Annotated in this window: 17 protein-coding genes; 9 read left to right on the top strand and 8 right to left on the bottom strand. The window is 63.4% G+C overall.

Annotated features, from left to right (window positions below):
- The first annotated feature begins 31 nt into the window (after positions 1–31).
- On the top strand, positions 32–688 hold the full coding sequence (locus OJB03_RS04650) for an ATP-binding cassette domain-containing protein (protein WP_263785634.1): 657 nt from the start codon (positions 32–34) through the stop codon (positions 686–688).
- Between the two features lie 26 nt (positions 689–714).
- Here OJB03_RS04650 and OJB03_RS04655 read toward each other — a convergent pair whose 3' ends face one another.
- The 3 genes from OJB03_RS04655 to OJB03_RS04665 form a co-directional block, all read right to left on the bottom strand.
- Entirely contained in the window at positions 715–1,998 is a 1,284-nt protein-coding gene (locus OJB03_RS04655; protein WP_263785635.1) for an alkaline phosphatase family protein, read from the bottom strand.
- 88 nt (positions 1,999–2,086) lie between these two features.
- A complete protein-coding gene (locus OJB03_RS04660; protein WP_263785636.1) occupies positions 2,087–2,860 on the bottom strand; it encodes a hypothetical protein in 774 nt (257 codons plus the stop codon).
- 4 nt (positions 2,861–2,864) lie between these two features.
- Entirely contained in the window at positions 2,865–3,152 is a 288-nt protein-coding gene (locus OJB03_RS04665) for a PLDc N-terminal domain-containing protein (RefSeq protein WP_263785637.1), read from the bottom strand.
- A 225-nt stretch (positions 3,153–3,377) separates the two neighbouring features.
- Here OJB03_RS04665 and dusB point away from each other — a divergent pair, with 225 nt between their 5' ends.
- Positions 3,378–4,517 carry a tRNA dihydrouridine synthase DusB gene (dusB, locus tag OJB03_RS04670; RefSeq protein WP_263785638.1) on the top strand — a complete coding sequence of 380 codons (1,140 nt, stop codon included), beginning with the start codon at positions 3,378–3,380 and terminating at the stop codon, positions 4,515–4,517.
- A gap of 224 nt (positions 4,518–4,741) precedes the next feature.
- On the opposite strand, the gene OJB03_RS04675 is transcribed toward dusB, so the two are convergent.
- Positions 4,742–5,215 (bottom strand): nucleoside deaminase, encoded by a 474-nt coding sequence (locus OJB03_RS04675; protein WP_263785639.1) that lies wholly within the window; start codon positions 5,213–5,215, stop codon positions 4,742–4,744.
- Positions 5,216–5,966: 751 nt separating this feature from the next.
- Between OJB03_RS04675 and OJB03_RS04680 the strand changes: the two genes are divergently transcribed.
- Positions 5,967–7,655 carry a hypothetical protein gene (locus OJB03_RS04680; RefSeq protein WP_263785640.1) on the top strand — a complete coding sequence of 563 codons (1,689 nt, stop codon included), beginning with the start codon at positions 5,967–5,969 and terminating at the stop codon, positions 7,653–7,655.
- Between the two features lie 60 nt (positions 7,656–7,715).
- Positions 7,716–9,071: an SPFH domain-containing protein gene (locus OJB03_RS04685; protein WP_263785641.1), complete on the top strand. Its 1,356-nt coding sequence runs from the start codon at positions 7,716–7,718 to the stop codon at positions 9,069–9,071.
- 83 nt (positions 9,072–9,154) lie between these two features.
- On the opposite strand, the gene OJB03_RS04690 is transcribed toward OJB03_RS04685, so the two are convergent.
- Positions 9,155–9,988: an HDOD domain-containing protein gene (locus OJB03_RS04690; protein WP_263785642.1), complete on the bottom strand. Its 834-nt coding sequence runs from the start codon at positions 9,986–9,988 to the stop codon at positions 9,155–9,157.
- 55 nt (positions 9,989–10,043) lie between these two features.
- On the bottom strand, positions 10,044–11,813 hold the full coding sequence (locus OJB03_RS04695; RefSeq protein WP_263786242.1) for a sensor histidine kinase: 1,770 nt from the start codon (positions 11,811–11,813) through the stop codon (positions 10,044–10,046).
- A 664-nt stretch (positions 11,814–12,477) separates the two neighbouring features.
- Here OJB03_RS04695 and OJB03_RS04700 point away from each other — a divergent pair.
- The 3 genes from OJB03_RS04700 (at position 12,478) to OJB03_RS04710 (ending at position 17,496) form a co-directional block, all read left to right on the top strand.
- Entirely contained in the window at positions 12,478–14,772 is a 2,295-nt protein-coding gene (locus tag OJB03_RS04700) for a sensor histidine kinase (RefSeq protein WP_263785643.1), read from the top strand.
- A 386-nt stretch (positions 14,773–15,158) separates the two neighbouring features.
- Positions 15,159–15,878: a bacteriorhodopsin gene (locus tag OJB03_RS04705; RefSeq protein ID WP_263785644.1), complete on the top strand. Its 720-nt coding sequence runs from the start codon at positions 15,159–15,161 to the stop codon at positions 15,876–15,878.
- Between the two features lie 61 nt (positions 15,879–15,939).
- Positions 15,940–17,496, top strand: a complete 1,557-nt coding sequence (locus OJB03_RS04710) for a methyl-accepting chemotaxis protein (protein WP_263785645.1) — start codon at positions 15,940–15,942, stop codon at positions 17,494–17,496.
- A gap of 334 nt (positions 17,497–17,830) precedes the next feature.
- On the opposite strand, the gene OJB03_RS04715 is transcribed toward OJB03_RS04710, so the two are convergent.
- Both OJB03_RS04715 and OJB03_RS04720 read right to left on the bottom strand, forming a co-directional pair.
- Positions 17,831–20,680 carry a PAS domain S-box protein gene (locus OJB03_RS04715; protein WP_263785646.1) on the bottom strand — a complete coding sequence of 950 codons (2,850 nt, stop codon included), beginning with the start codon at positions 20,678–20,680 and terminating at the stop codon, positions 17,831–17,833.
- A gap of 503 nt (positions 20,681–21,183) precedes the next feature.
- A complete protein-coding gene (locus OJB03_RS04720) occupies positions 21,184–21,666 on the bottom strand; it encodes a CBS domain-containing protein (protein WP_263785647.1) in 483 nt (160 codons plus the stop codon).
- A gap of 744 nt (positions 21,667–22,410) precedes the next feature.
- Here OJB03_RS04720 and OJB03_RS04725 point away from each other — a divergent pair.
- Both OJB03_RS04725 and OJB03_RS04730 read left to right on the top strand, forming a co-directional pair.
- Positions 22,411–22,728 carry a hypothetical protein gene (locus tag OJB03_RS04725; RefSeq protein WP_263785648.1) on the top strand — a complete coding sequence of 106 codons (318 nt, stop codon included), beginning with the start codon at positions 22,411–22,413 and terminating at the stop codon, positions 22,726–22,728.
- A gap of 588 nt (positions 22,729–23,316) precedes the next feature.
- Positions 23,317–23,760, top strand: a complete 444-nt coding sequence (locus OJB03_RS04730) for an SCP2 sterol-binding domain-containing protein (RefSeq protein WP_263785649.1) — start codon at positions 23,317–23,319, stop codon at positions 23,758–23,760.
- Positions 23,761–23,802: the final 42 nt, after the last annotated feature.

Raw genomic sequence — 23,802 nt, forward strand, 5'->3', positions numbered from 1 at the left:
CACACGCTTTCTCTCCACATCGACTCGCGTCATGGCCGACACCCTCACCCTCGACGCCCTCTCCAAACGGTACGGCGACGGCCCTCCCATCCTGTCGGACCTCTCGCGGTCATTTGACCCGGGGACACTCACGCTCCTCGTGGGGCCCAATGGCGCGGGCAAGACCACACTCCTGCGCCTGCTGGCCGTGCAGGGCTACCCCACGGACGGGACGGTGCGCTACGGCGAGATCGACGTGCACGACGAGCCGTACCGGTATCTTCAGCGGGTGGGCCTCGTCCACGCGGGGCCTGAACTGCCGGAGCACCTCACTGCGGTGGAGCTGCTGGAGTGGATCCTGCGCAGCCGGGGACGCTGGACGGACGACGAGGGCCCGGCCCGCGTCGCGGCGGTGCTCGACCGCCTCCGGCTCGACGAGCGCCGCGAGAACCTGATCGGGACCTACTCGAGCGGCATGACGCAGAAGGCGCAGGTGGCCGCCGCGTTCGTGGCCGATCCGGCAGTCGTGCTCATGGACGAGCCCCTTCGCAGTCTCGACACTGCCACCACCGAGGCCACCGTCGATCTCCTGGACGAGTTTGTGGCGGACGGCGGGCTTGCCATTGTGGCCAGCCACCTCACGGACGCGCTGCGCCCGCTTGCCGACGAGGTGATGCGCCTGGGCGAGGAGTCGCCCGTGTCTGCCTAGAAGGGGGCGGCGAGGCGGTCGCTGGGCTACTCCGCTGTCCGGGCCACCGCGGGCACGAGGAGCGGCCGGGCCGCCTCCAGCCGCCCGTCGTTGGGGGCGGGCTCCACGTCGAGCAGCGCGCTCATCAGTTCGTAGAGGTGGAGCAGGGACAGTTGGTCGATCGTTGTGTTGCTCCGGAACCCAGGACCCCGGGCGGCGAGCAGCGTATGCATGTTCTCGGACCGAGGGTCGTAGCCGTGGGTGCCGCCGCCGGTCCAGTCCGGATTGTTTGCCATCCAGCGCCGGGTGCGGATGCTCCACCGGTCGTCGGCCACGGCGATCACGGATGGGATGCGGCGGTGGCCTTCAAAGTGGAGGGTGTCCGGCAGTGCGCCGCGCCGGTACGCTGAGAGGTGGGGGGCTTGCTCGAGTGCCGTCACCATCGAGTCGGTCGACACGCCGGACCGGGGCTCCATCATGGCCACCGGATTGCGGGCGGTGAGCCGCACATCGTCGGGGTCGATGTAGTCGTCGAGGACGATGGTGCGGTCTCGAGAGGTAGGGCTCATGCCGTGGTCGGAGGTCACCATCAGGTTGACCTCGCCCGTGAGGCCCCGTGCGTCGAGCCCGTCGAGCAGACGCTGGACGAAGCCGTCGACCTCGCGTAGGGCCGTGGCGACTGAGTCGGAGCGGGGGCCGTGCTCGTGTCCCTTCGTGTCGACGCGGCTGAAGTAAAGCGTGATGAGGTCGGGGCGCGTGTCCGTCGGGCGGTCGAGCCACTGCAGGGCCTGGTCGACGCGGGTGGTCCCGGGCACGCTGCCGTCGTACTCAAACCATTCGGTGGGCCGCGTGCCCTGGACGGGCGCCTCGGAGCCGGGCCAGAAGTACGTGGCCGCGGTGCGCCCCTGCTGCTCGGCCGTCACCCAGATGGGCTCGCCGCCCCACCAGTCCGGATTCATCACAGCCTCCCGGTCGCCCAGGCTGAACGAGGCATCCATCGCCGGGTCGTACATCGTGTTTGCGATGATGCCGTGGCTGGAGGGGTACAGCCCCGTGACCGCGCTGTAGTGATTGGGAAAGGTCTTGGTGGGGAAGACCGGCGTGAGGTGGTCGACGTGAGCCCCGCCCTCGGCGATCTTCGACAGGGCCGGCGCCTCGTGCAGGTCGAGGTAGTCCCAGCGGAGGCCGTCGATGGAAATCACGATCAGGGGCGCCGGCGCCTCCTCCGTTGCGGTGGTCGGTGAGACAGACGGCGCCGTCGACTGGCACCCGGTGCCAAGGGTCGGAAGGACGAGGAAAAGGGCGATCGTCAGCGAGTGTCGGGTCGGCATTGGGGGCGGGGTGGTGGAAACAGACAGTCACGTTCTTAGATGTGCACCCGACCATACGACCGTGCAACCCGCGAAGAAAAAATGCGGGTCACTCTGAGCTGTCGCAGTACGCAGCCGTCGAGTACGTGGCCCGGACGATTCCGGGCCGGCCGGGCCGTAGCACAAACTCGCTGGGCCCGACCTCGTCGGTCGATGGGTGCCAGTCGTAGGTGTAGCCGAGCCCCGTGAAGGGGTAGCCGTCCGGGCCGTAGGAGGTCTCTTTCAACTCCCGAAACCAGTCCCGGTGGGCGTTGCTGACCTGCGCGTGTGTCCGAGGGAGAGGCGATCGCAGTTCGCACTCGCGGTCCGTCACTTCTGGGTCCGGGCAGGGACGCACAAGGTCTCGGGGACGGACCCAGAGCTCCACGAAGCGGTCGTAGTCCGCGTCGGGCGGCAGGCCAAGGCGCTGTGCAAGGCGGAGCCGAAGGGCATCGTCGGTGCGGTCGGAGGCGCGGCAGAACTGTTTGAGGGCGGGGGCGGCGGTCACCCACACGTCCCGGTCGGCCGTCACCGTGTCGCTTGCCGCGGCGGTGGGGAGGGTGTCGGCCCCGGCCCAGGTCACCACGAGCACCTGCCGCGTTGAATCGGCCGTGGTGCGCCAGGCGAGCGAGTCGTTGTAGGGGGCGAGGGGCGTGAGTGTCGTCCTAATCTCCGAGGGCTCCGCCGTGCGGGCGTCCGCAATGGCGGCCTGATACTGGGCCTTCGGGGACGACTCCGCTGCGGGGCGCGTCCCACCACACGCCAGCAGAATGCCCGACAGGATCATGAGGGCGGCTCCACGGGCTACGGCGCCTCGCCTGGAGGTCCATACGCTTGTGTGCATACTGCTACTCGCGACCAAAGATAAAGTACAGGATCACCCCGAGCACTGGTGCAAAGACGATGAGGAGCGCCCAGACGACTGTGCTGGTCGTGCTCCGGCTGCCGTCCCCGAGCAGGTCGACCAGCGCCACGAGGTCGAGCACGATGATGACGGTTCCCCAGAAGCCCCAGCTGGCCGTCGAGATGCGTTCGAGGAGGTTCGGGCCGCCACAGCCGGTGAGCAGAACCGTAAGCGGCGCGAGCAGGGCGAGCGAGAGCGGGCGGAGGGGAGAAGAGCGGTGTTCGTCGGACATGAAGACCAGAAGGTCAAGGAGAAAGAGACCGTGCACTCAACCTACGGATGAGCGACCGGAATGGGTACAGTTTCGCCTATTGGTGGATGGGTAGGCTACCCGACAACCGTTCCAACGTTCGGTCGGCCATCCCGTCCCTGTCTCTTCCGGAACCACCACACGCGCCTGATACGTTTTTGCACGCCTAATGGCACACGTATTACCCCCTAAATCGTCCCTGTTTCGATGCGTATCGGCCACCTTGACTTCGACGACCGGCCCCTCTTCCTCGCGCCCATGGAGGACGTAAGCGATCCGCCGTTCCGCGTCCTCTGCAAGCGGTACGGGGCCGACATGATGTACACCGAGTTCGTCTCCTCCGCCGGCCTCCTCCGCGAGCAGGAGCACGAGCACCAGAAGCTGGAGATTTTCGACGAGGAGCGCCCCGTCGGCATCCAGGTGTGGGGCGGCGGGATCGACGAGGTCCGAAACGCGACGCCCATGGTCGACGCCGCCGGGCCGGACGTCATCGACATCAATTTCGGCTGTCCCGTCCGCAAGATCGTGCAGAAGGACGGCGGGGCCGGGGTGCTGCGCAACCTCGACAAGATGAAGCGCATCACGGCGGCGGTGATGGAGGAGGCCACCCGGCCGGTAACTGTCAAGACGCGCCTCGGCTGGGACGACGACTCGATTCACATCGTAGACGTGGCCCGCATGCTCGAAGACATGGGCGTCGCGGCGCTCACCGTGCACGCCCGCACCCGGGAACAGAAATACAAGGGCGACGCCCGGTGGGAGTGGCTCCGCAAGATCAAGGAAGAGGGCACCCGCGACATGCCGTTCATCGGGAACGGGGACGCGCTCGACCCGGAGGCCATCGAGGCAATGTTTGAGGAAACGGGCGTCGACGGCGTCATGCTCGGCCGCGGCGCGCTGGGCAACCCGTGGATTTTTGAGCGCGCGAAGACCTACATGGAGACCGGCGAGTTGCCCCCGCCGCCCGACTGGGAGGAGCGGGTGCAGGTGGTGGCCGAGCACCTGTCGCTCAAGTGCGAGTGGCTGGGGGAGCACACCGGCGTCATGGAGATGCGCAAGAACTACAGCAGCTACTTCAAGGGCTTCCGCAACGCCTCTACGCTGCGGCACGAGCTCATGCAGCCGGAGACGAAGGAGGGCGTGCTGGAGGTGATGCTCAACTTCAAGCCCGACGCGCCGGACATCCAGGTGCCCGCCGCCAAGCTTCCGGAGCAGACCGCCGACCCGGACGCGGTGGACACGAAGAAGCCCGACGTGCCGGACGACCTGCCGTCGCCGGGGGGCGACGGGGCGTCCGAAGAGGTGGGAACGAAGAAGGCCGAGCTGCCGGCGTCGATGGCCTCGTAGCTCGTGGATCGTGTAGGGACGATGCACGTCCGAGTCCGCGTCGAGTGTCCCCTTCGACGCCGAAAATGCACCAACCTGCCACCGTCGACGGGCGTGATGGGGCGCCGGACATCGACGTGCGGTTGTGGGGGGCGCCGGACGTCCTCTCTACCAGCCAGACGTGGACGCATGGCACATCGCGTTCGGGGATAGTTCAGGCGTCCATACCACAGGAGTCGAGGGCGCTAGAGATCAAATACCGCTGCCGCCTCGTCTTCCAGCACAGGGCCGATCACCTCGGCCTTATGGTTGCCCCGTGCAAGCACCTCCTCGCAGGGAAGGGCAAGCTGGCGTCCCGAATCCCCCTTCATCTCGTAGAGGCGCTCGGCGCGCAGCCCAAATACGACGCGCCCGATGCGGGCCCAGAAGATCGCCCCGGCGCACATTGCGCACGGCTCTGTGCTGGCGTAGAGGGTGGTCTTCTCGAGCCGCTCCGGCTCGTATTCTTGAGAGGCGACGCGGACGAGATTGGTCTCGGCGTGCCCCGTGCAGTCCCCCGTGTGGCCCTCCGTATTGCCGGCACGGTCCAGGACCGTCCCGGTCGGGCCCACCAGCACAGCGCCGAAAGGCGGGTTTCCGGCGTCTTGGGCCGAGGCGGCTTCGTCGATGGCGGCCCGGACGAACCGCTCGTGATCGAGGGCGTCGACGGCGTCGGACATAAAGCAGTTGAGATGTGCAAAAGAGAAAGAGGGGGGCTAGAAGTCCATTCCGAAGATCCAAGCCCGGTCCTGCATGGTGGGTGCCCGGTCCCGGTCGGTCCTGTGTCCAAACGTCCGCGGACCACAGGAACACCCGTGGCTTACGTGTACCCTTAAGACGCCGGATTGCCTTCTGCCCTCCCGGCCTGAAGATGGGGAGTAGTGTCCATCCATGCCACATACGCTCGGTATCCACCCATGGCGGCCAATGAAAGCAGAACCCCAGCCGAGAACAGGTCGGCCGGGGCACCCCCTGATGTGACCCCTACCCAAATTCCGAACACCACGAGCGTCGGGGTGAGGAGCAGGTTCGCATGATCTCTTGGCCGTAGGGCAGCGAGCCGCGTGCCAAACGAGAGGTCCGAAGTCTTGCCTGCTGGACTCATGCCGTTGGCGTGTACGGTTGTCGGGGGCGAAGCGGCGGAGGACCAGTGTTGGGGCCGATTCACATAAACCTGCACTGAACAGACCGTTCCTATCCCCAACAGATGAGGCCGTAGGGGTTCAAATGTGGAACGAGCACGGAATGACGAGCGGGACACCGGTCGGCGACGCAGGGTCTGTAACAACTCCGCCCGTTCCGTCGTGAGGAGGATGTGTGCAACCACAAAAATTCCGCAGAAGCCATTCCCCTGGCGCACAGACGGATTATGCCGGTCTGCGGCCCGGCGTTCGAAGGTACGCTTCTTTACAAGCACCACTCCCCTTCCCCATGGATTCTGTGATTGGGATCACCGAAACGCAGGGCAGTTATCAGGAAGCGCTCCGGCGGATCGGGCAGCAGGATGAGGACGGCCAGACCATCGGCATCGTCTACGTCGGGAGCGGGATGTTTAGCTTCTTCCCGACGTTCTTCCGGGCCCTTGGCCTCCTGTTCGTCCTCTCGGTATACTTCATAAGCCAGCCGCTCGGCTTCCTGCCGGAGGGAGTGCACTGGACGATCGATGCGCTCCACGGGTGGGAGGTGGTGTCGCTCGGGACGTGGCTGACCGCCGTCGTGCTCTATCTGGTCTATTTTGGGTTCTCGCTGGTGAAAAACAACCTCTACACCGGCCAGCCCGGGGCCGAAATCCACTTCATGAAGCACGAGAAGATCGTCAAGACGCTTCAGCCGGGGGAGTGGAGCTTCGTGCTCGACCCGCGGGTCCAGCCCTACGCGGTGGTGTCCTCGAAGCTGATTGTGCTCGAGATGCCGGAGATTGCCGGAAACACCAGCGAGAACATCACTCAGAAGTATCGCGGGGCCATCCGCATGCGAGTCACCGACACGTACCGCCTCCTCGAACGGGGCGGGTTCGAGAAATTCCTGCGCCAGCTCCGAGAGGTGTACGAGAGCATCATCAAGGACGCGGTGCTCAAGATCAGTGCCCGGGAGTTCAACCAGTTTATGGTCGAATCGGTGGCGGTGCCGGAGATTGAGGGGGAGAGCGTCACGGAGCGCCTCGACAACCTGGAGTCGAGCAATCTTTCGGTGGAGTACCTGACGGGCGCCTCCCAGATCGAGGAGATCGACATTTCGCAGTTCGACCTCGAAGAGTCCGACGACCCGGACCGGCGCCAGATTCTTGATCGGTTGCAGCGGCTCGGCTCGGACTACGGCATCGAAATCATCGACCACATCCCCGTCGGCAACCTCACGAGCGGGGACTACCTGCGCACGCTGGCCCTGCCGCTCGTGTCGTCGATCACGCGGCTGCGCCAGGCCACCGAGACGCTGCGCGAAATTACCGAGGAGGAGATCGACGAAGAGATCCAGGCGAAGGTGGCCGAGCTCAAGCTGGCGGTGCGGGAGACCGATCAGGTCCTCCGTGAGATCAAGTCCATGCGCCAGACGCTCAACGATGAGGAGAACAAGGAGGCCATCATGCAGGCCCGGGAGGCCACCATCGAGAACGCGGCACAGGAGGAAATCGCCCCGGCCATCTCGCTCATCGAGTCGCTGCAGGCGCAGATTCGGGCGAAGGAGATGAGCACGATTGGGGCGATCGAGCGGTTCAATTCGGAATGGGAGCAGATTCTGGACGAGCTCGAAACCAAGCTGCCGGAGTACGTCCCGCAGGTCGAATCCGTGGTCGTGAGCGGAGTGAACGAGGACATCATTCCTGGGGAGGATGTGGTCCAGCGCGTGCTGGAGGACACCGGGACGCTCCAGCAGCTCGAACGCCTCGTCGAGGAGGCCGGCGACTCCTACACCGAGGCGGAGATCGAGGCCATCATCCAGGAGATCGAGGAGAAGGCCGAAGACGTGAACGTCAGTGAGATCATGAATCGCCTCCAGGCGGCCCTCGACACGATCTCGTCCGAGTCGGAAATTTCGACCGAGCGGTTCTCGCTGGACAATGTCGAGTCGCGGCTCGACAAGATCTCCAAGAATGTCGAGGCGTCGCTGCAGGAGGGATAGCGCCCCCTGCTGGTTCTCCGCGGATCACTTCCCGTTGGCATCGACAAAGCCTACACAGCCATGGAAAGCGTAAAAGACGCGGCCGGCGACATCGCAAACGAGGTGGGCGACAAGGCCTCCGACGAGCTCCAGGCCTCAATCGAGGAGGGACGGAGGCAAGTTCAGGGGGAGATTGAGGACAAGCTTGGGGCGATGGTCGGAATGGTGACCGACTCGGCCCGAGAGACCCTCAAGGAGCAATTTCGAGGGATTGACGAGGAGGAGGTGCTCAAGTTCGTCCCCGACCAGCGTCGATTTGCGGGCATTGGCCCCCTGCTCATGGGGCTCTTTCTGCTGGTCCTTCTGCCCTCGATCCTCAACGTCGTCGCGTACCTGTTCTTCCTCGGCGGGGGTCTCGCGTTCGTGGCCCGGTACCTCCTCAACGCCAAGGTGGACGTGCCGGAGGGCTATGAAGGGGTGCTGTGCCGATTCGGCGAGCCATACGAGAATACGGAAACCCGCAACGGACGCAACTGGCTGTTTCGATTTTCCGACTACATCCCCTACCTCGTCTCGAAGCGGGACCAGGTGGTGGACATGCACAATGCGAACTTTACCGCCGACTACGCGAGTATCGGCATCTCCAGCCAGATCGTCTTCCAGGTGGTCGACTCAAAGAAGTTCATCGCGAACACGACCCCGGCGGGCATCATGAAGAGCCTGAACCTCTACGCGTCGTACATCGCGCTGCGCATCATCACGTCCGTGGAGGATGCCCGGGTGAAATTCAGCGGGCGCGACTCGCTCGACAACATTGTGGCGGCGCTGAACGACCACCTCTCAGACGACTTCGGCATCGAGGTGACGAACGTGAGCATGCCCTCGGCCAACAATCAGATCCTGGAGGACCTCGAAGGGATCCGCACGCTCCTCAAGGAGATCGACGCCATGAAGGAGAAGCGGCAGGTGCGGCTCGAGTCGGCCGTGAAGGCGGTGGAGTCCGAGCTCCGCACGAAGCGGAAGCAGGCTCGTCGCCTGACCCCGGAGCTACAACAGGCCAAGATCTCGCTGGACACCGACATCACCGAGCTCGTCAACGAGAAGCGCCAGGAAGTGCTCATCGGGGCGCGGCGGAAGCTGGAGGAGGGCGCGTCGGAGCTGGACCGGGACTTGGCCAACTTCCGGGCGCGGCTCAAGAAGGCCATCTCGCTACAGAACTCCCTCGAGGCGCTCAAGCGCAACTTCGAGCTCCGGACGTCGAAGCTCAAGCGCCGGGCCTTTAACCTCATCGGGCCGGATCAGGTAACGGTGCTCGGGGTGTCCGGTATTGGCACCGGCGTGGGGTTGGGCATGAGCAAGGATGTCGTCAAGAAGATTCTGAGCAACGGGTCCGGCCCGCTCGTCGAGCAGGACCAACCGACGCAGGCGGCAGAGTGACCTGGCAACTGATACGAGGCGCCCTAGGGAGATGCCGGCACTTCACGCGCCGGATCGTCGCGGGGACCGGGGCCCATCACACATCAAAAGACGCCCAGATTCGCGGCGTAGTCCGTTGCGTCATCGGCGGCGACAGCCACGAGCTCTTCCGACAGGGACGTTTCGGCGGTCGGCAGGCCCTCCGGGAGCGTGAGCGATTCACCAGTCAGGTCCTGCTGGGCCAGTGCGCTCCCCACCCGAACGGTCACCGCCACCGTCTGAGGCCGGCCCGTCGAGGGCCCTGACAGGTCGATGGCCCCGCGCAGCACCGAGCAGATGCGGTCGGAGAGGCTCCAGTGTTCGCCGGCGCGGTGGGCGAGACTGCGATGGCTCTCCCCGAAGAGGTGCCGTTCATCCTCCACCTCGGGAAGGGGGCTGTCCCGTTCATCGAACAGGGGGGCATACTGGTCCGGAGCGGAGTACAGAAGCACGAGGCGGCCCATCACGTGGAGGAGCCCCACCGAGAAGGCCAGGCGCACCCAGTCGCCGGCCAGGTCGAGTTGACGGGTTAGCTGTTGGGTAAACCGGCCGGTGAAGATGGAGGCATGCATGATGCGGTCGAGAAGGCCGGTGTGGTTTGTGAGCTGCTCCCGCATCTTGTTGGCGCCTTCGAGAACGACGATCGACGTCACTTCGACGAAGCCAAGGAGGCGCACCGCCTGCTCGACGCTCTCGACCTCGTGTCGCAGCCCGTAGTATGCGGAGTTTGCCCGCCGAAGGACGTTGAGGGACGTAGACGGACACTGCTTAACAATCTCGATCAACTTCTCGGGGGCGGTCTGTCCAGACCCGACTAATTCCTCAACCTCCTCGATCGTGGAGGGAAGTGTAGGGAATGAAACCTCCAGCATTTCGGTCTCCACGGCGTGTCTGCTCATGGTTGGGAGGAAGGGAAGGGTGATGTGAGGAACGTGGGGGCAGCTGTGTCCGGCTTCAGTGCGTCGTGGTCCTCTGGTGGTCCCCGCGCGGGTCAACGGGCTCTCCGGTGTGGTCAACGGGGCCGTCTTTGCAGTCTCGAGTGCCAGAGGCGGTCGTCGGAAGCCGGACGAGGAATCGGCTGCCCGCGTCCGGTTCCGTCTGTACCGTAATCGACCCGCCCATCTGCTCGGTCGCCTCTCTTGTCACCGCGAGTCCGACCCCGGCGCCCTCGTACTCGCGTCCCAGGCCTGTGGAGGCCTGTCGGAACGGTTCGAAGAGCTGATCGACCGTCGCCGGCTCCATTCCGGCGCCGTTGTCCTTTACCTCCAACACGGCCCACTCCGGCTCCAGACGGGTCCGCACCCACACGGTGCCCCCGTCTGCGGTATACTTAATCGCGTTGTCCAGTAGGTTCTGCACCACGACCTGCACCCCATTCTTGTTAGCGTGCGCCTGCACACTGGTGGCCTCCAGTCGAAGATCGATCTCTCTTTCCTGCGCGTTGGCTTGACACTCCTCGACGGCTCGGCGGGACTGCTCGGCGAGGTCGACCGTTTCGGGGTCGAGCTCCATTTGGCCCGCCTCCAGCTGCGAGAGGTCCAGCATGTCCTCAAAGGTCTCGAGCAGGCGCTTTCCGCTCTGTTCAATCAGGTCGGCGTAGCCGGTCAATGGAAGATTTTCGGGCAGATCCATTTCACTGGCATTCGTCCCGATCGCCTCGGCGAACCCGATGATTGCGGTCAGGGGCGTGCGGATTTCGTGGTTCATGTTGGCCAACAGGGCAGACTTCAGGCGATCGGCCTCTTCGGCCTCCTCCTCGGCCCGCCGAAGGGCCTGCTTCCGATGCTCCTGCTCGGTGACGTCCTCGAGGTGAAAGACAGACTCGCAAATCGTCCCGTCGGCCCCTCGCACCGGCGCGCCGCTTACCGAAAGCACACGCGGGGTGCCGTCCGGCCGCTCCACCGAGCACTCCAGATTGCGCACCACGCGTGTCGCTCGAAGGATCTGCGAAAGAGAGCGGCTTTCAGTCGCCGTCATATCTCCCTTGTCTCCGGAAGACGTTCCCGGTGAGGAATCAGGCGGACGGCTGAGGATCTCCTCTACATCGGTGCCGAGAATTTCTTCGGCCCGGCCGTTCGCGTCGATGGCCGTTCCGTTCCCGTCGATCCGAACAACCGCGTGGGGGCTTGTCTCCACGAGGCGGTTCAGGCGGTCGCGCTGCTCGTGGAGGGTTTGTGTTTGGGTCCGGAGGCGACCGCGCACCGACAGGGCCCACCGTACAGCCACCCCCTCGGCGATGGCCGTGACGGCCACGGCCCCGAACAGGGCCCAAGGACTCGTCTGAGGAGAGGTGGTCCAAATCAGAGCGCCCCCAATAAACAGCGCACCCGCGGCGAGAAACGATAAGACCGGTCGCATCGATGTGCTCCCAAGCACCACGACTCCCCCGAAGACGGCGTAGACGATCAGGACGCCCACCGCGTACTCGCCGGCGAACCCGTTGAGCGCAGCGAGGGCCACGGCCCATCCCATGATGGCGTAGAGGCCACCCCGTGTGATCGCTACGTGGCGACGACGAACCGTTTCGGACACGTAGGTGGCCCCGATGAGGGCCACGAGCAGTCCCGCTACGCCGGAGTGAATCCGGCCCACCCAGACAGGAGCGTCGGCGCCGTACAAGGGGGCGTAGAACGACACCAGAACGGCCCCTAATCCCAGTAGACACAGGAAGCGGGCGATCCGAACGTGGTCGTGGTCATCGACAAGAAGCGGCTCGCCGTCCATGCGAGACAAGAAGAAAAGTCTCAGTTCAGGTGCGTCGTGCAGCACCGGATGATACAGGCCTTTGTGCCCACCACGGGATGATCGGAAGCGGGTGCTCCGTACCTCTGCGCCCCGAAAGTCTTCGCGTCCACCGGACCGTAATAATCGGCTCAGCTGGGGAAGCATTAAATGCCTGAATTTGAAAAATACATTATGCGACGCGCTCTCCGACTGAGCGGCCTCGTTTTCAATATTCGACGACTACGGCTCCAGTGTGTGAAGCGAGTATGCGAAGTTCTGTTTGTCGAGAGAGGCACGAGGCGGGGGAGTAGGAGAAAGCTGTTTGTGATACCACACGGGTGAACCCCAACACAGGAAGCAGGATGCCGGGAGCAAATGAGTGCCTGGAGAACGCCGGGGTGAGAAAAACAAAGTCTGTCCCAGTACCACGGCGCGTCCACGTCGTAAAATTACCGGGGGTTGGTAGCTGTGAAAGCCCCTCCTGCGGCACTAAACGCCCAATGCCAGAGGCCCCTGAGGTAGAAAGTTTAACGGGGCTTGTGACGAGCCCTATCGAGTTTGACGAGTCCGATACGGATCAGCTTTTAGAGCAAGTACGGCGCTTTTATTGCTCCATAAACACGTACATTTGTTGTAGCGGACTCCCCTGTACAGCAATTCGATCATGATCGGAAGCCTGATTGAGGCATCCACACCCCTGACGTACTCCGGCTATCTTGTTGCCTTCGTTCTCGCAACCGCTGCCTGCTTGGGCGCTGCCTGGCGCGCCCAGTCGATCCCCTCCCCGGAGACGCGGCGGGCCCTGACGTGGTTCTTTCTCGGGAGTGCCGGCTGGGCCGGGGCCTACGTTGGTTTTCTGCTCGCCGGCTCGGCGCTGGGAAAGCACCTCTTCTACCAGGCGAGCCTGATTGTCGGCTTCGCCACCGTCTTCGCCTGGCTCTGGTTCTGCTCCGCCTACAGCGGGCGGCAGCTCCACCGCAACCGAACGGTCCAACAGTTTGCGGCCGTCGTGTACGTGGCCGTGACGGCCCTGAAGGTCACGAACCCGCTGCACGGCCTGTACTACGGGCTGGAACCGGCCGGAGGGGCCTTCGGCCTGGTCGTGACCCACGAGACGCTCTACTGGGTCGTGATGTCGGTGGCCTACGCCCTGTCGGCGGCCGGCTACCTGATGATCTTCGAGCTGTTTCTGAAGGCGGAGGCCCGGACCTGGCCGCTGGGGGTGCTCACCGGGCTGACGGCCCTGCCGGCGGCGTTCAACGTGATCGGTCACGTCGAGCCAGCGCTGCTGGACATTACCCACGAGCCGCTGGGGGTGGCGGTGTTTGCGGTGGGGCTCCTGTTTGCCTACGAGACGCAGTTCAGCGTCGTGCAGTTGACCGGGAACGTGGAGGACCCGAACCTGACGATCGGGAGCGACGGCCGGATCCGCGGGTTCGGGGGCGGGCTGGAGGAGATTGTGCCTGTGCTTGGAAAGGAAGCGCCTGACGAGGAAGCCCTTGAAAAGGAAGCGCTCGGGGAGCCGCTGGCGGAGGTGCTTCCGGGGCTGGCGGAGACGATCGAGGAGGGACGGGAGGTGTGGAAGGCTGGCTTTGACGAGGGGGAGGAGAAGTCGTGTCGGGACTCTCGGGACGAGGCAGCCCCTCGCCCGAGAGAGAGTGCCCAGCCGGAGGCGGATTGCCAGTACTTCCAGGTGGTACAGGCCGGTTTGAGTAGGGTGGGGAAGACCCAAACAGTGATCCTGTCGGACATCACCGACAGGAAGCGGCGGGAGCAGGAGCTACGGGAGAGCGAGCGGCGCTTTCAGGCGATGCTGAACGATCCGAACATCCTCGCGGGTGTGCTTTCGCCGGATGGCACATTTCAGAAAGTCAACGACACGGCCCTGGAGTATATCGAGGCCACTCGGGAGGACATTCTCGGTCAGCCCTTCTGGGACACACCCTGGTGGGAGACGGATGACAAGCCGGCCGTCCAGGAGAAGGTGAAGAGCGCGGCTGAGGGGGAGTACGTGAGCTTCGAGGCCGAGCACGTGACGCCTGATGGGGACGCACGAACCGTTACTGGATTCATTCGCCCGGCCACCAACGAGAATGGGAACGTCGTCTCCCTCTTTGTTTCGGCCCGAGACATCACCGAGCGGAAGCGGAAGGCCCGGCGGCTCAAGGAGGCGAAAGAGCAGGCCGAGTTTGCGAAGCTGGAGGCGGAGGAGGCTAGCCGAATGAAATCCGCGATGCTCGCGAACATGAGCCACGAGATCCGGACGCCGCTGACCGGGATTATTGGGTTCGCCGAAGCGATCGGGGATGAGATCGAGGGGGACGACGGAGTCGCTCACTTCGCAGGCCTTATTGAAGACAGTGGGCGGCGGCTGCTGGACACCCTGGATGCCGTGCTCAACCTCTCGAAACTGGAGGCCGGACAGATGACCCTGGAGTCCCAACCGGTCGATTTAGCGAACCAGGCCCGCCAGGTCGCCAGGGAGTTCGCGGCGGAGGCGGAAGAAAGCGGGCTCACGCTTGAGGTCGAGGCCGAGGAGGTGGGGGCCCGGGCCGACGAGGGCGGGCTGAAGATCGTGCTACAGAACCTCCTGTCCAACGCAATCAAGTATACCGAAGAGGGAACGGTCCGGGTGCGGACCTACCGAGAAGACGAGACGGCCGTACTGCAGATCGAGGATACCGGAATTGGAATGGACCCGGAGGTGGCCGAGTCACTGTTCGAGCCGTTCCGGCAGGGGTCTGAGGGGCTGTCCCGCGAGTACGAGGGAACCGGCATCGGACTGGCGGTGACAAAGAAAGCGACCGAGCAGATGGGGGGGGCGATCGATGTGGAAACGGCGAAGGGGGAGGGGAGCACGTTCACCGCCCGGCTGCCAGCGGCGGATAGAAAGAACAGGCGCCCGATAACGGACTCAGAAGAAAAGAGATCGCTTCGGCCGAACCGAGTCGGTGGATAAGACCCCCGGTCCAAGGGCCGTCTGTGGTCGTCGCACATCGACAACCCGAGGTGCGCGTTTCGGGCAAGGCACGCCCGACACATTCGTTTAGGCAACGAAGCCCCGCGTCTCCTTCATCCCACAGGGTATTTCGAGATCGTTCTATATATAAATGCGGAGGCAAACGGGACACCTCCGGCTTAAAAAGTCAGATATCACGTCCGATAAACCAAAATGGAAGGATACATTGATCTGTCGCGGAGCCTAGCGGCAGGCTTATGGAGGGAAGTGCCCATTACAAGCTTTACTGAGAAAATCGCCCACAGAGAAGATTCCTTTGCGAGAAGAGCTTCTCTTCTGGGAGGAAGCCCCAAACGTTCTGTCTGGACTCAGAGATGTGCATCCCTATGGACCCGATCACGGCCGTCTACATCATTGGAACCCTCGGAATGCTCGTTGGAATTCCCCCTGCGTTGTCGCTTGTCGGCGACGAGGTGGGACTCGACTTCGACTACGTTTGGGCTATACCCGGAATCGCTGCTCTGATGTATTCGCTTATGATATTCGACATCGGGTCGGTGCAATTTCAGGGGTACCACGTTCCTCTCCCCCGGTACATTGACTGGGCCCTCACCACGCCGCTTCTCGTGGGGTATACCGCCTACGTTGCCGGGGCCAGTCGAAGCATGATTGCCGGCACCGCCCTGGCCGACTTCATGATGATTGTGTTTGGGATGGGGGCTGTTGCGTTCGCGTCCACGGCCCAGTGGGTGTTCTTCGGGCTGTCCTCGCTCTGTCACGTGACCCTTCTCGCCTGCCTGTACGGGCCGGTGCGCAACTCGGCCTTTGGAGAACCGCCCTCCCACCGGCGGCTCGCGCGGCTTCTGCTAAACTACGTCGGGATGCTCTGGCTCGCATACCCGCTGGTGTGGCTGTTCGGGCCGGGACTGCAGTGGGTCGACGCAACAGGAATTGCGGTGATCATCAGCTACCTAGACGTCACCGCGAAAGTGCCTTTCGTCTACTTCATCTACCGGGCGCGGAAGAACTTCGTCAAGGTGACGGACGATGCCTCCGAGTCCGCATCTGTCCAGAGAGACGTTGCGACGGTCCCGTCTGCCGCCTAAATGCCGCGCTCTTGTTTTCTGCGTCTCCTCATTGCTCTGGATCCCAACGCCCTGATCTGCTATGAAACGCTTTCTGACGAAGTACATCTTCTGGTACTTGCTCACCGGTATCATGATCGTGACGACAGTCCTCGTCACACAGAGTCCCTTCGCGAGTGGTCTGGCAACATTTGTCGGCTTCCTCACGATCGGGTCCATCACGGGGACGATCACCATCACCACCCTCACGGACCTGCGCTACGTCACCTCGAAGCTTGCGGACGGGACCCTCGACAAGTCCATCCGCACCGGGCGCAGCGACGAGTTCGGCGATGTGTACCGGGCCGTTGACGACCTTCGGCAGTCTCTGCGCACCCGCATTGAGGAGGTTGAGAAGCGAAAGGCAGAGGCCGAAGAGACGAAGCGTGAGGCAGAGTCCCTTGCCAACAAGCGAGAGAATGAAAAAGAGGCCCTCTCCGAAGAGGTCGACCGCATGGTGGAGGCCATGGACCGCTTTGTCAGAGGAGACCTGACGGTCCAAATTGACGCCGAGACGGAGGACAGAGAGCTCGCGTCGAAGATGGAGGCCTCACAGGCCGAAGAGATCGGGCGGCTGCAGAGGAAGTTCAACCAGTCCGTCCAGAACATCCAGCAGGTCTTTCATCGTCTGTCCGGGGCGGTCGAGAAGACCGACGCGGTTGCCAACCAGCTTGCAAGCTCGGCCGACCAGCTCAACGCCGGGGTGCAGAAGCAGGCCCAGCAGGCCGATGAGGCCGCCGCCGCCATGGAGCAAATGGCCCGTACGATTGACGGCAACGCGGAAAACGCGACCGAGACGGCGAAGGCCGCCCGCAAGAATGGGGAGTTGGCCGAGGAGAACGGAGACGTGGTGCTGAAGGCGGTCAGCAAGATGGAAGAGATCGGGGATGTCGTGAAGCGTTCTGCCGAAACCGTCAGCGGACTGAAGGAGTCGAGCGAGGAGATCGGAAAGATCGTGGCGACGATCGACGAGATTGCCGATCAGACCAATCTGCTCGCCCTAAACGCAGCCATCGAGGCGGCCCGTGCGGGGGGCGAAGGCTCCGGAAAGACGGGCCAGGGATTCGCCGTCGTGGCCGAAGAGGTCCGCGAGCTGGCCGAGCGAACGTCAAAGGCCACCGACGAAATCGAGCAGATGGTCTCGTCCGTACAGGAGGACACCAGTGAGGCGGTGGGCGCCATCGAGCAGGGACAGGCTGAGGTGGACGCCGGAATTGAATTGGCTGGACAGGCGGCCGATGCCTTCGAGGAGATTGTCGACAGCACCGGAGGTATCACCGATCGGGTCGATAGCATCGCCACCGCGACCGAAGAGCAGGCCGCAACGGGAGACCAGATTTCCGAAAGCGTACAGTCGATCTCAGAGGTGTCTGACGAGTCGGCACGGGGCATTGAGGAGGTCGTGCAGGCGGCCTCCGAGCTGGAAGAGCTCACGGGCAGCCTCCGCGGGCTGGTCGAAGAATTTCACGTTGGCAGTCGGGGCGCCAACGGCCGTGCGGAAAGCCCACAGGTTTCTTCCAACGACACGGAGGGGAGCTTCGAGAGCACCACCGGAGATGGTGCGGCGGGCCGGACGGAGGCGCCGGAGATTGGGGCGTAGGCCGCAAGTGCACGTACGTACGTGCTAAGCATCGGGCCTAGGTGTCCGTTGGTCATTTGAAGACGCCCAGGATGTGGCGGTGTCGCCTCGAAGGGGAGAGCAGGTGGGGAGCGCCGATGGCCGAGGAAGATTGTCGTGCCGATTCGCGGCGACCATGTGATGCCTTTGGCTCATCCAGGAAGGCATCCAGGTCGAGTGGAAGACCTGGATGTCGTTTGGGCACGTCTTCGAAGACTAATGGGGAGGCAACGAGGCAAAAAGTCTTCGTGCGATGACCTTGCGGCTTCGTCGCATCCGTCTCTGCGAAGAAGGTCTATCGGTCGAAGTCTTTATCTTACGAGGCTGGAAGCTGGACGGTAAACTGGGTGCCTTCATCTTCTTCAGTGTCTACCTCGATGGATCCCTTCATCCGAGCAACAGCCTTGTTCGTGACTGCCAGGCCGACGCCGGTCCCCTCGTACTCGCGGTTCAGTCCCTCCGACGCCTGTCGAAACGGCTCAAAAAGGGACTCGGCCACCTCCGGGTTCATTCCAATTCCGTTGTCTTCGACCTCCAGTACCGCCCGGTCCTCGTCCTGAAACGACCGGACCCAGATGTGACCGCCCTGCCCAGTGTACTTGATCGCATTGGAAACTAGGTTTTGAACCACGATCTGGACGCCCCCTTCGTCGGCCTCAGCCATGACGGAATCGGTCTCGAGTTGAAGACGAACTCCCTTTTCCTCAGCCTTCGGCCGAAGCTCCTGGACAGCCCAGCGGACCTGCTTTGCCAGGTCGACCGGTTCCACTTCCATTTCCATCTGCCCGGACTGAAGCTTGGAGAGATTGAGCACACCCTCCAGCGTTTCGAGTAGCCGCTTTCCGCTTCGCTCGATCATGGTGGCGTATCCCGGCAGCGGACTCCCCGAGAGATCCAACTCGCTGGCCTCCGAGCCGATCAGTTCAGCGAAGCCGATAATTGAGGTCAGCGGCGTGCGGATCTCATGGCTGATGTTGGCGAGGAAGGCGCTTTTGAGGCGGCTGGCCTCCTCGGCCTCTTGGCGGGCCGCCTCCGCGTCGGTCTTGGCTGCGCGGAGGGCCTGCTCTCGCCTCTTTTGGTGGGTGATGTCCTGTATCGTCCCCCGAATCCGAACGGTCCGCCCGTTTTCCTGCTGCGGCTCCCCACGGGTGCGGATCCATTTCTTCTCGCCGGCTTGGGTGGTCAGGCGGGCCTCGACGTCGTAGGGCACCCCGTCTTCGGCGGCTCGGCGAAAGGCCTCTCTGGCCTCCCCCCGGTCATCGGGGTGGTACAGTCCGTGGCTGCGTTCCGGCGTCATCTCCGTCCCGGGCGAAACACCGTGGATGCGGTAGGCCTGGTCGGTGAGTGTGAGTGTGTCCGCATCTATGTCAAATTCCCATCCGCCGACACTGGCAATCTCTTGAGCCCGCTGGAACAGATCGTTCTTCCGCTCGAGTTCTTCTTTGCGGCGGCGCTCCTCGGTGATGTCCTGAGCGACCGCCATCCCGGCGATAACCGCTCCGGTCTCGTCTCGAACTGGAAGCGCTCGGTTAACGTACCGGCGCCCATCCATCGTCTGCTCGAAGGTGTTCTTCTCGCCGTCGAGCGCACGCCGGAAATACGCCTCGAGCTCCTCGGCCAGGGCGGCCGGAAATATGTCGTGCGGGCCCTCTCCGTTCACGTCCGACGGGGAGAGGCCGACGTTCCGGAGCTCTCGTCCACCCGCCAGTGTATATTCCAGGTCCTCGTTGAAGAGAAAAACGCCGCCCGGGAAGTTCTCGATGAGCGTCCGGTAACGCCCCTCCGCCGCCCGAAGGGCCTCCTCCCGCATCTTTCGTTCGGTGATGTCCCGGGCCGAGACGACCATTGAGACGATGTCGCCGTCGTCGTTGGGAACCGGCCGGATCGATCCGGTGACGGTGTAGGGCTCCCCGGACGGCGTTTCGAGATCTGCCTCGTACTCAACATACTCGCCCGAGGCGGCCCGATTGACCTTTTTCCGGATAAACGGCCGCGTCTCCTCGTCCCACCACGGCGTCTCCCAGAACAGTTGACCCGTCACGGCGTCGGGGGTAGCCTCCACATACGCCATTGCCGTCTCGTTCTGCTCGATCAGCGTGCCGTCCGGTGCGAGCACGCCGGCCAGAATGTTCGGGGCGTTGAGCATCGCCTGGAAGCGCCGCTCGCTCTCCCGCAGCTCCCGCTCCCGCCGTTTTCGCTCGGCAACGTTCCGGCCGACGCACACGATCTGGCGCTCCCCCTCCGGGTTCTTGACAGGGTTGCCCACGAACTCGTAGGGCACCGCCGCCCCGCCGTTGGCCACCAGGGGCACCTCCACCTGCCCGCTGCCGGTCTCAAACACCCTGCGAATGGCCTGCCTGGCCTGTTTTTCCCTCTCGGCCGGCACAAAGTGGTCCAGTGCGTCCACGCTTCTTACCTCTGCTTCGGACAGCCCGGTCGTCTCCAGCACGCGGTCGTTCCACCACTGGAACTGGCCCTTCTTGTCCAGGGCGAAGAACAGGTCGTCGGTCGCGTTGAGCAAACGGTTGGTGTACGCCCGATGGCCTTCCAGCCGGTCTCGCTGTTCCTGGAGCTCACGTGCCTGACTCGCAAGGCGCCTCCGCATGAGCAACGCCCATCGGGCAATCACCCCGACGAGGAGAGCCACAATGGCCATGCCCCCGCCCAGCACCAGGGGGCTTACCTGAACGGTAGGGGCCCACAGCAGTGCGGCCCCTACGAAGACCAAGCCCGCCGACAGAAACGACAGAACGGACCGCAGCAGCTCACTGCCGAACACCACGAGCGTGGCGGACACCGCATACACGACGAGTATGCCCACCACGTACTCCCCCGAAAACTGATTTGCCGCCGCCAGGGCCGTGGCCCAGGCCATCAAAAGGTAGAGCAATCCCCAGGCAATCCCAACGCAGTGGGTGCGAAATGCCCGGAAGGCGTAGGTGCCCGCCACGAACCCCCCCAAGACGGCCGCAATGCCGAGCCGGACCCACATCGGATCGGTTGCCTCGGGGCGTGCGGCTTCGTACAAGAGGCCGTAGAGTGGGATCAGAACGCTCCCAAGGAGACAGAGCAGCCGAACGACCTGTACCCGAGACTTTGCACTGGCAGAGAGGGTGTCGTCGCTCGGCCAGAATAGTGTGCTGGCGTCACGGGTAAGGGAAGGCATGAGCATATCCCGAGAGTGGCAGAAACCGACGGCCGTGAATTCAAGAAAGATGTGAGGGCCGTCTTCAGACTACAATGTTAACGTTGCATCACGGGATGTGGACGTGAGTTCCAGGGCAGAGGCGTGCAGGAGGGGAATTCCCTTGCCTTTACGTCGTGCCCGTGCTGGTGAAAAGGGAGGTAGACCGGATTCTATACCGCTTCCGGCAGGGTCCGCTACGAGGAGGTACTCTCTCAATCGTTCTGGGTCGCGGCCCGCCCGCTGGTTCCAATGAGTAGTTGAGGCGCCGTTGACTTTGTCCCTCATCAAGTCGAGGGATGGGCAATACGTCCAGAATACCAGTGATCCGTGACTCAGGACTCTGAGGATTCAGATGTCCTGTGGGGCGGGGCGGCACCAGGAATTACGCACCTGGACTAGACTCGGGCCACTCCCGGCGCGCACTGCACCCAGGCTCCCTCTAGTATTGTGAACGGTCTCTGACCCCTACGGGCCCGATGTTTCTACCGGGTGGAGTACTGGCCCGTCACGTAGTTCACCAACTGTGTCGCACCCGACTCCGCCGACTCGGCGACCTGCTCTGCACAGTCCCGCATCGAGATGATGTCGGCGAGGTTCCCCTCATCGTCGACCACAGGAAGGTGACGGCACTTCAGGTCGTTCATCCGGTCCAGGCAATCTCGAAGCTGATCCTCTGCCTCGGCGGTGACGACGTCTTCCGTCATGACCTCCTGCACCTCGGTCTCCGGGGAGGAGCGTCCTTTCAGGGCAATGTCGCGCATGTAGTCCCGCTCGGTGAAGATGCCGACCATCTCGTCGTCCTCAGTCACGACGATGGACCCGATGCCACGGTCCACCATGGCGTCAATACAGTCATAAACAGTGTCGGTGGGCGTGGCCGTGAGGACATCTCCGTTCTGCTGCAGGGTGCCCTTCGTTCGCAGCACGTCCCGGACTCGTGTCTCAACAAGTTCACGTTCGTCCATGGCAAGCAAAAGTATTTGAGGAAAGGTATGGGATATGAGATGAATCACGACTGCTGGTTCTTCTTTCTCTGTCGGGTGGTTCCCGCTTTCTCTGCATTGTAACGCGTTCACGATACCCTCTCCCAGTTGCGGGGCATACCACGTCTGATACACAGACCCCCACACCCGCAGGAGACTGCTTCCGTGAAGGGTCGAGGCCGCAGGCCCCATGGTGGATACTCTCAGGACCAGTTCCCACCGGCGTAAGACGGGTCGGCGACCGGAGCGCGATCCAGGTCCCCCAAAAAAGCGAGGCCTGATCTTGAGAAATCCCCGTTGCTTCCCATCTCTGACCCCAAGCCCTCTCCTCACAAACTGTAGGACCGGATGTCTGACTGGATGGGTTCTATGTGCAGCTCAGGGCAACACGGCCCCCCATTTCCCGTTGCGCGGGTCTTCCAAGCCACTTGGGGGAGACGTAACGGATTTCGATTGTATTTTGAGCCTCAGTGGAGGCATCGAGGCCTTCTCTGCGGACCTCCCACGCTCTCCGTTGGTTCCTCTATCGGGAACTCACTACACCCTGCGGCCCTGCACAGAGTTACTCGCTGCACAAAAATCTTCCGACGCCGTCACGGTGAAAGAGAGGACTACGGAGCGAAGTTTGCACGCTTACGTTGCAGGGACGCAGACGGAAATAACTCTGCGAGCCTGCCCCGTCACGCTTTGAGGGCAGGCTTTTTCTGTGCGTGAACATCCATCTTTATGAGCCACAGCGAAGACGAGACGATTTCTACCCCACTGGTTGGCGGCCTGCTGATCGAGGACCTGGTTCGGTCTGCATTCTTCGGGTTTGTGTTCGGGGCCATTCTCTTCGTGGTTTCCGATCAGACCGGTATGGTCCAGCGGGTACTATCCCAGATGGGGTTCGTCGGTGCCAGCAGGTACCTGGGCGTGAAGGAGCTCGCCATTTTCGGGATGGGCCTCGGCGTTACCCTGGGCATTGCCGGGCAACTCCTCAGTCGGGGATTCTCCTCCCTCGTCGCCGCCCCGGGTGAGGGCCCAGGCCCGATCGATTCTTAGGGCCGAGCATGCGCATCTCCGGAGGTGGGCTTCAGGCGTACTCGTGCGTGCTCGCATCCGCTCTGGTGGGAAAAGGCTGGTCCGGAGCCCCCACCCCAAGAACCAGGCACAGTTCGTTCCAGCCGCCCCCGCCGTCAAGACCCGATGGGTCGCTTTTCGTCGAAGGACCGGCCCCCGAGCGTTGTGAGACTGGTAGATCTCTCCTGGGTGTCCCGCAGAGCATGCAGGGATTCACGGGTCTGAATCAGGCGAGTCCGGTGCCCCGTCCTCGGTTCCGGTCTGCGGCCCCGATCTCCCACAGAAGGGTACGTTGCGGGTCACCCTGCCTACCTTGAAAGGTGTCCGCGTAACCAGTTGAGGGGTTGGCGCTGACCGGCGTGGTGTGGCCAGTACAGAGATGAGGGCGGAGACGCCCTGGCTGGGGCTTGCGGAGGGCATCCTCCAGTGGCACACGTGTCTCCTCCCGATCCTGTGGGGGACCGGTCGTGCTCCCCGTCTCGGTCCCGCGTGCGCTCCGTGTCGCTTGCCACTCTCCCCCCCGCACGGCTACACTACGGCGCGGTCTTCTGAAAAATCTCTTCCCCGATCATGAGCAACGACGCCCCCCGCTACTGGACGCCCGAGTACGTCGAACGCTTCGTCGAAGCGCTGAACCGCGACGACGAGTTTCAGGACACGGCGGGCTCCTTCTCCGAAACCATCGAACTGCGGTGCCTCGACACGCCCGACGCCGAGGACGTATCGGCCACCTACACGTTCGAGGAGGGCCAGGTGGTGGACGTGGACCTGTGGATCGACGACGCCCCCTCCGACCAGATGCGTGAGGAGGGGGTGGATACCGACGCCGTCATGGCGCGGGCCACGGCGCCGTACGACGTATGGACGAAGATGGACCGGGGCGAGATGGGGGCCACCGAGGCCATCGCGTCGCCGGACTACAAGATCGACGGCTCCATGATGCAGATCATGTCCAACATGGGCGTCTTCCGCGGCATGATGTCCGTCGCGGCCGAGGTGGAGAAAACGTACTAGTGCCGCGTTGAAGAGACAGAACGGGTCATTTCTCGCCGCCAA

The sequence above is a fragment of the Salinibacter grassmerensis genome (genome assembly GCF_947077765.1).
Classification (GTDB): Bacteria; Bacteroidota; Rhodothermia; order Rhodothermales; family Salinibacteraceae; genus Salinibacter; species Salinibacter grassmerensis.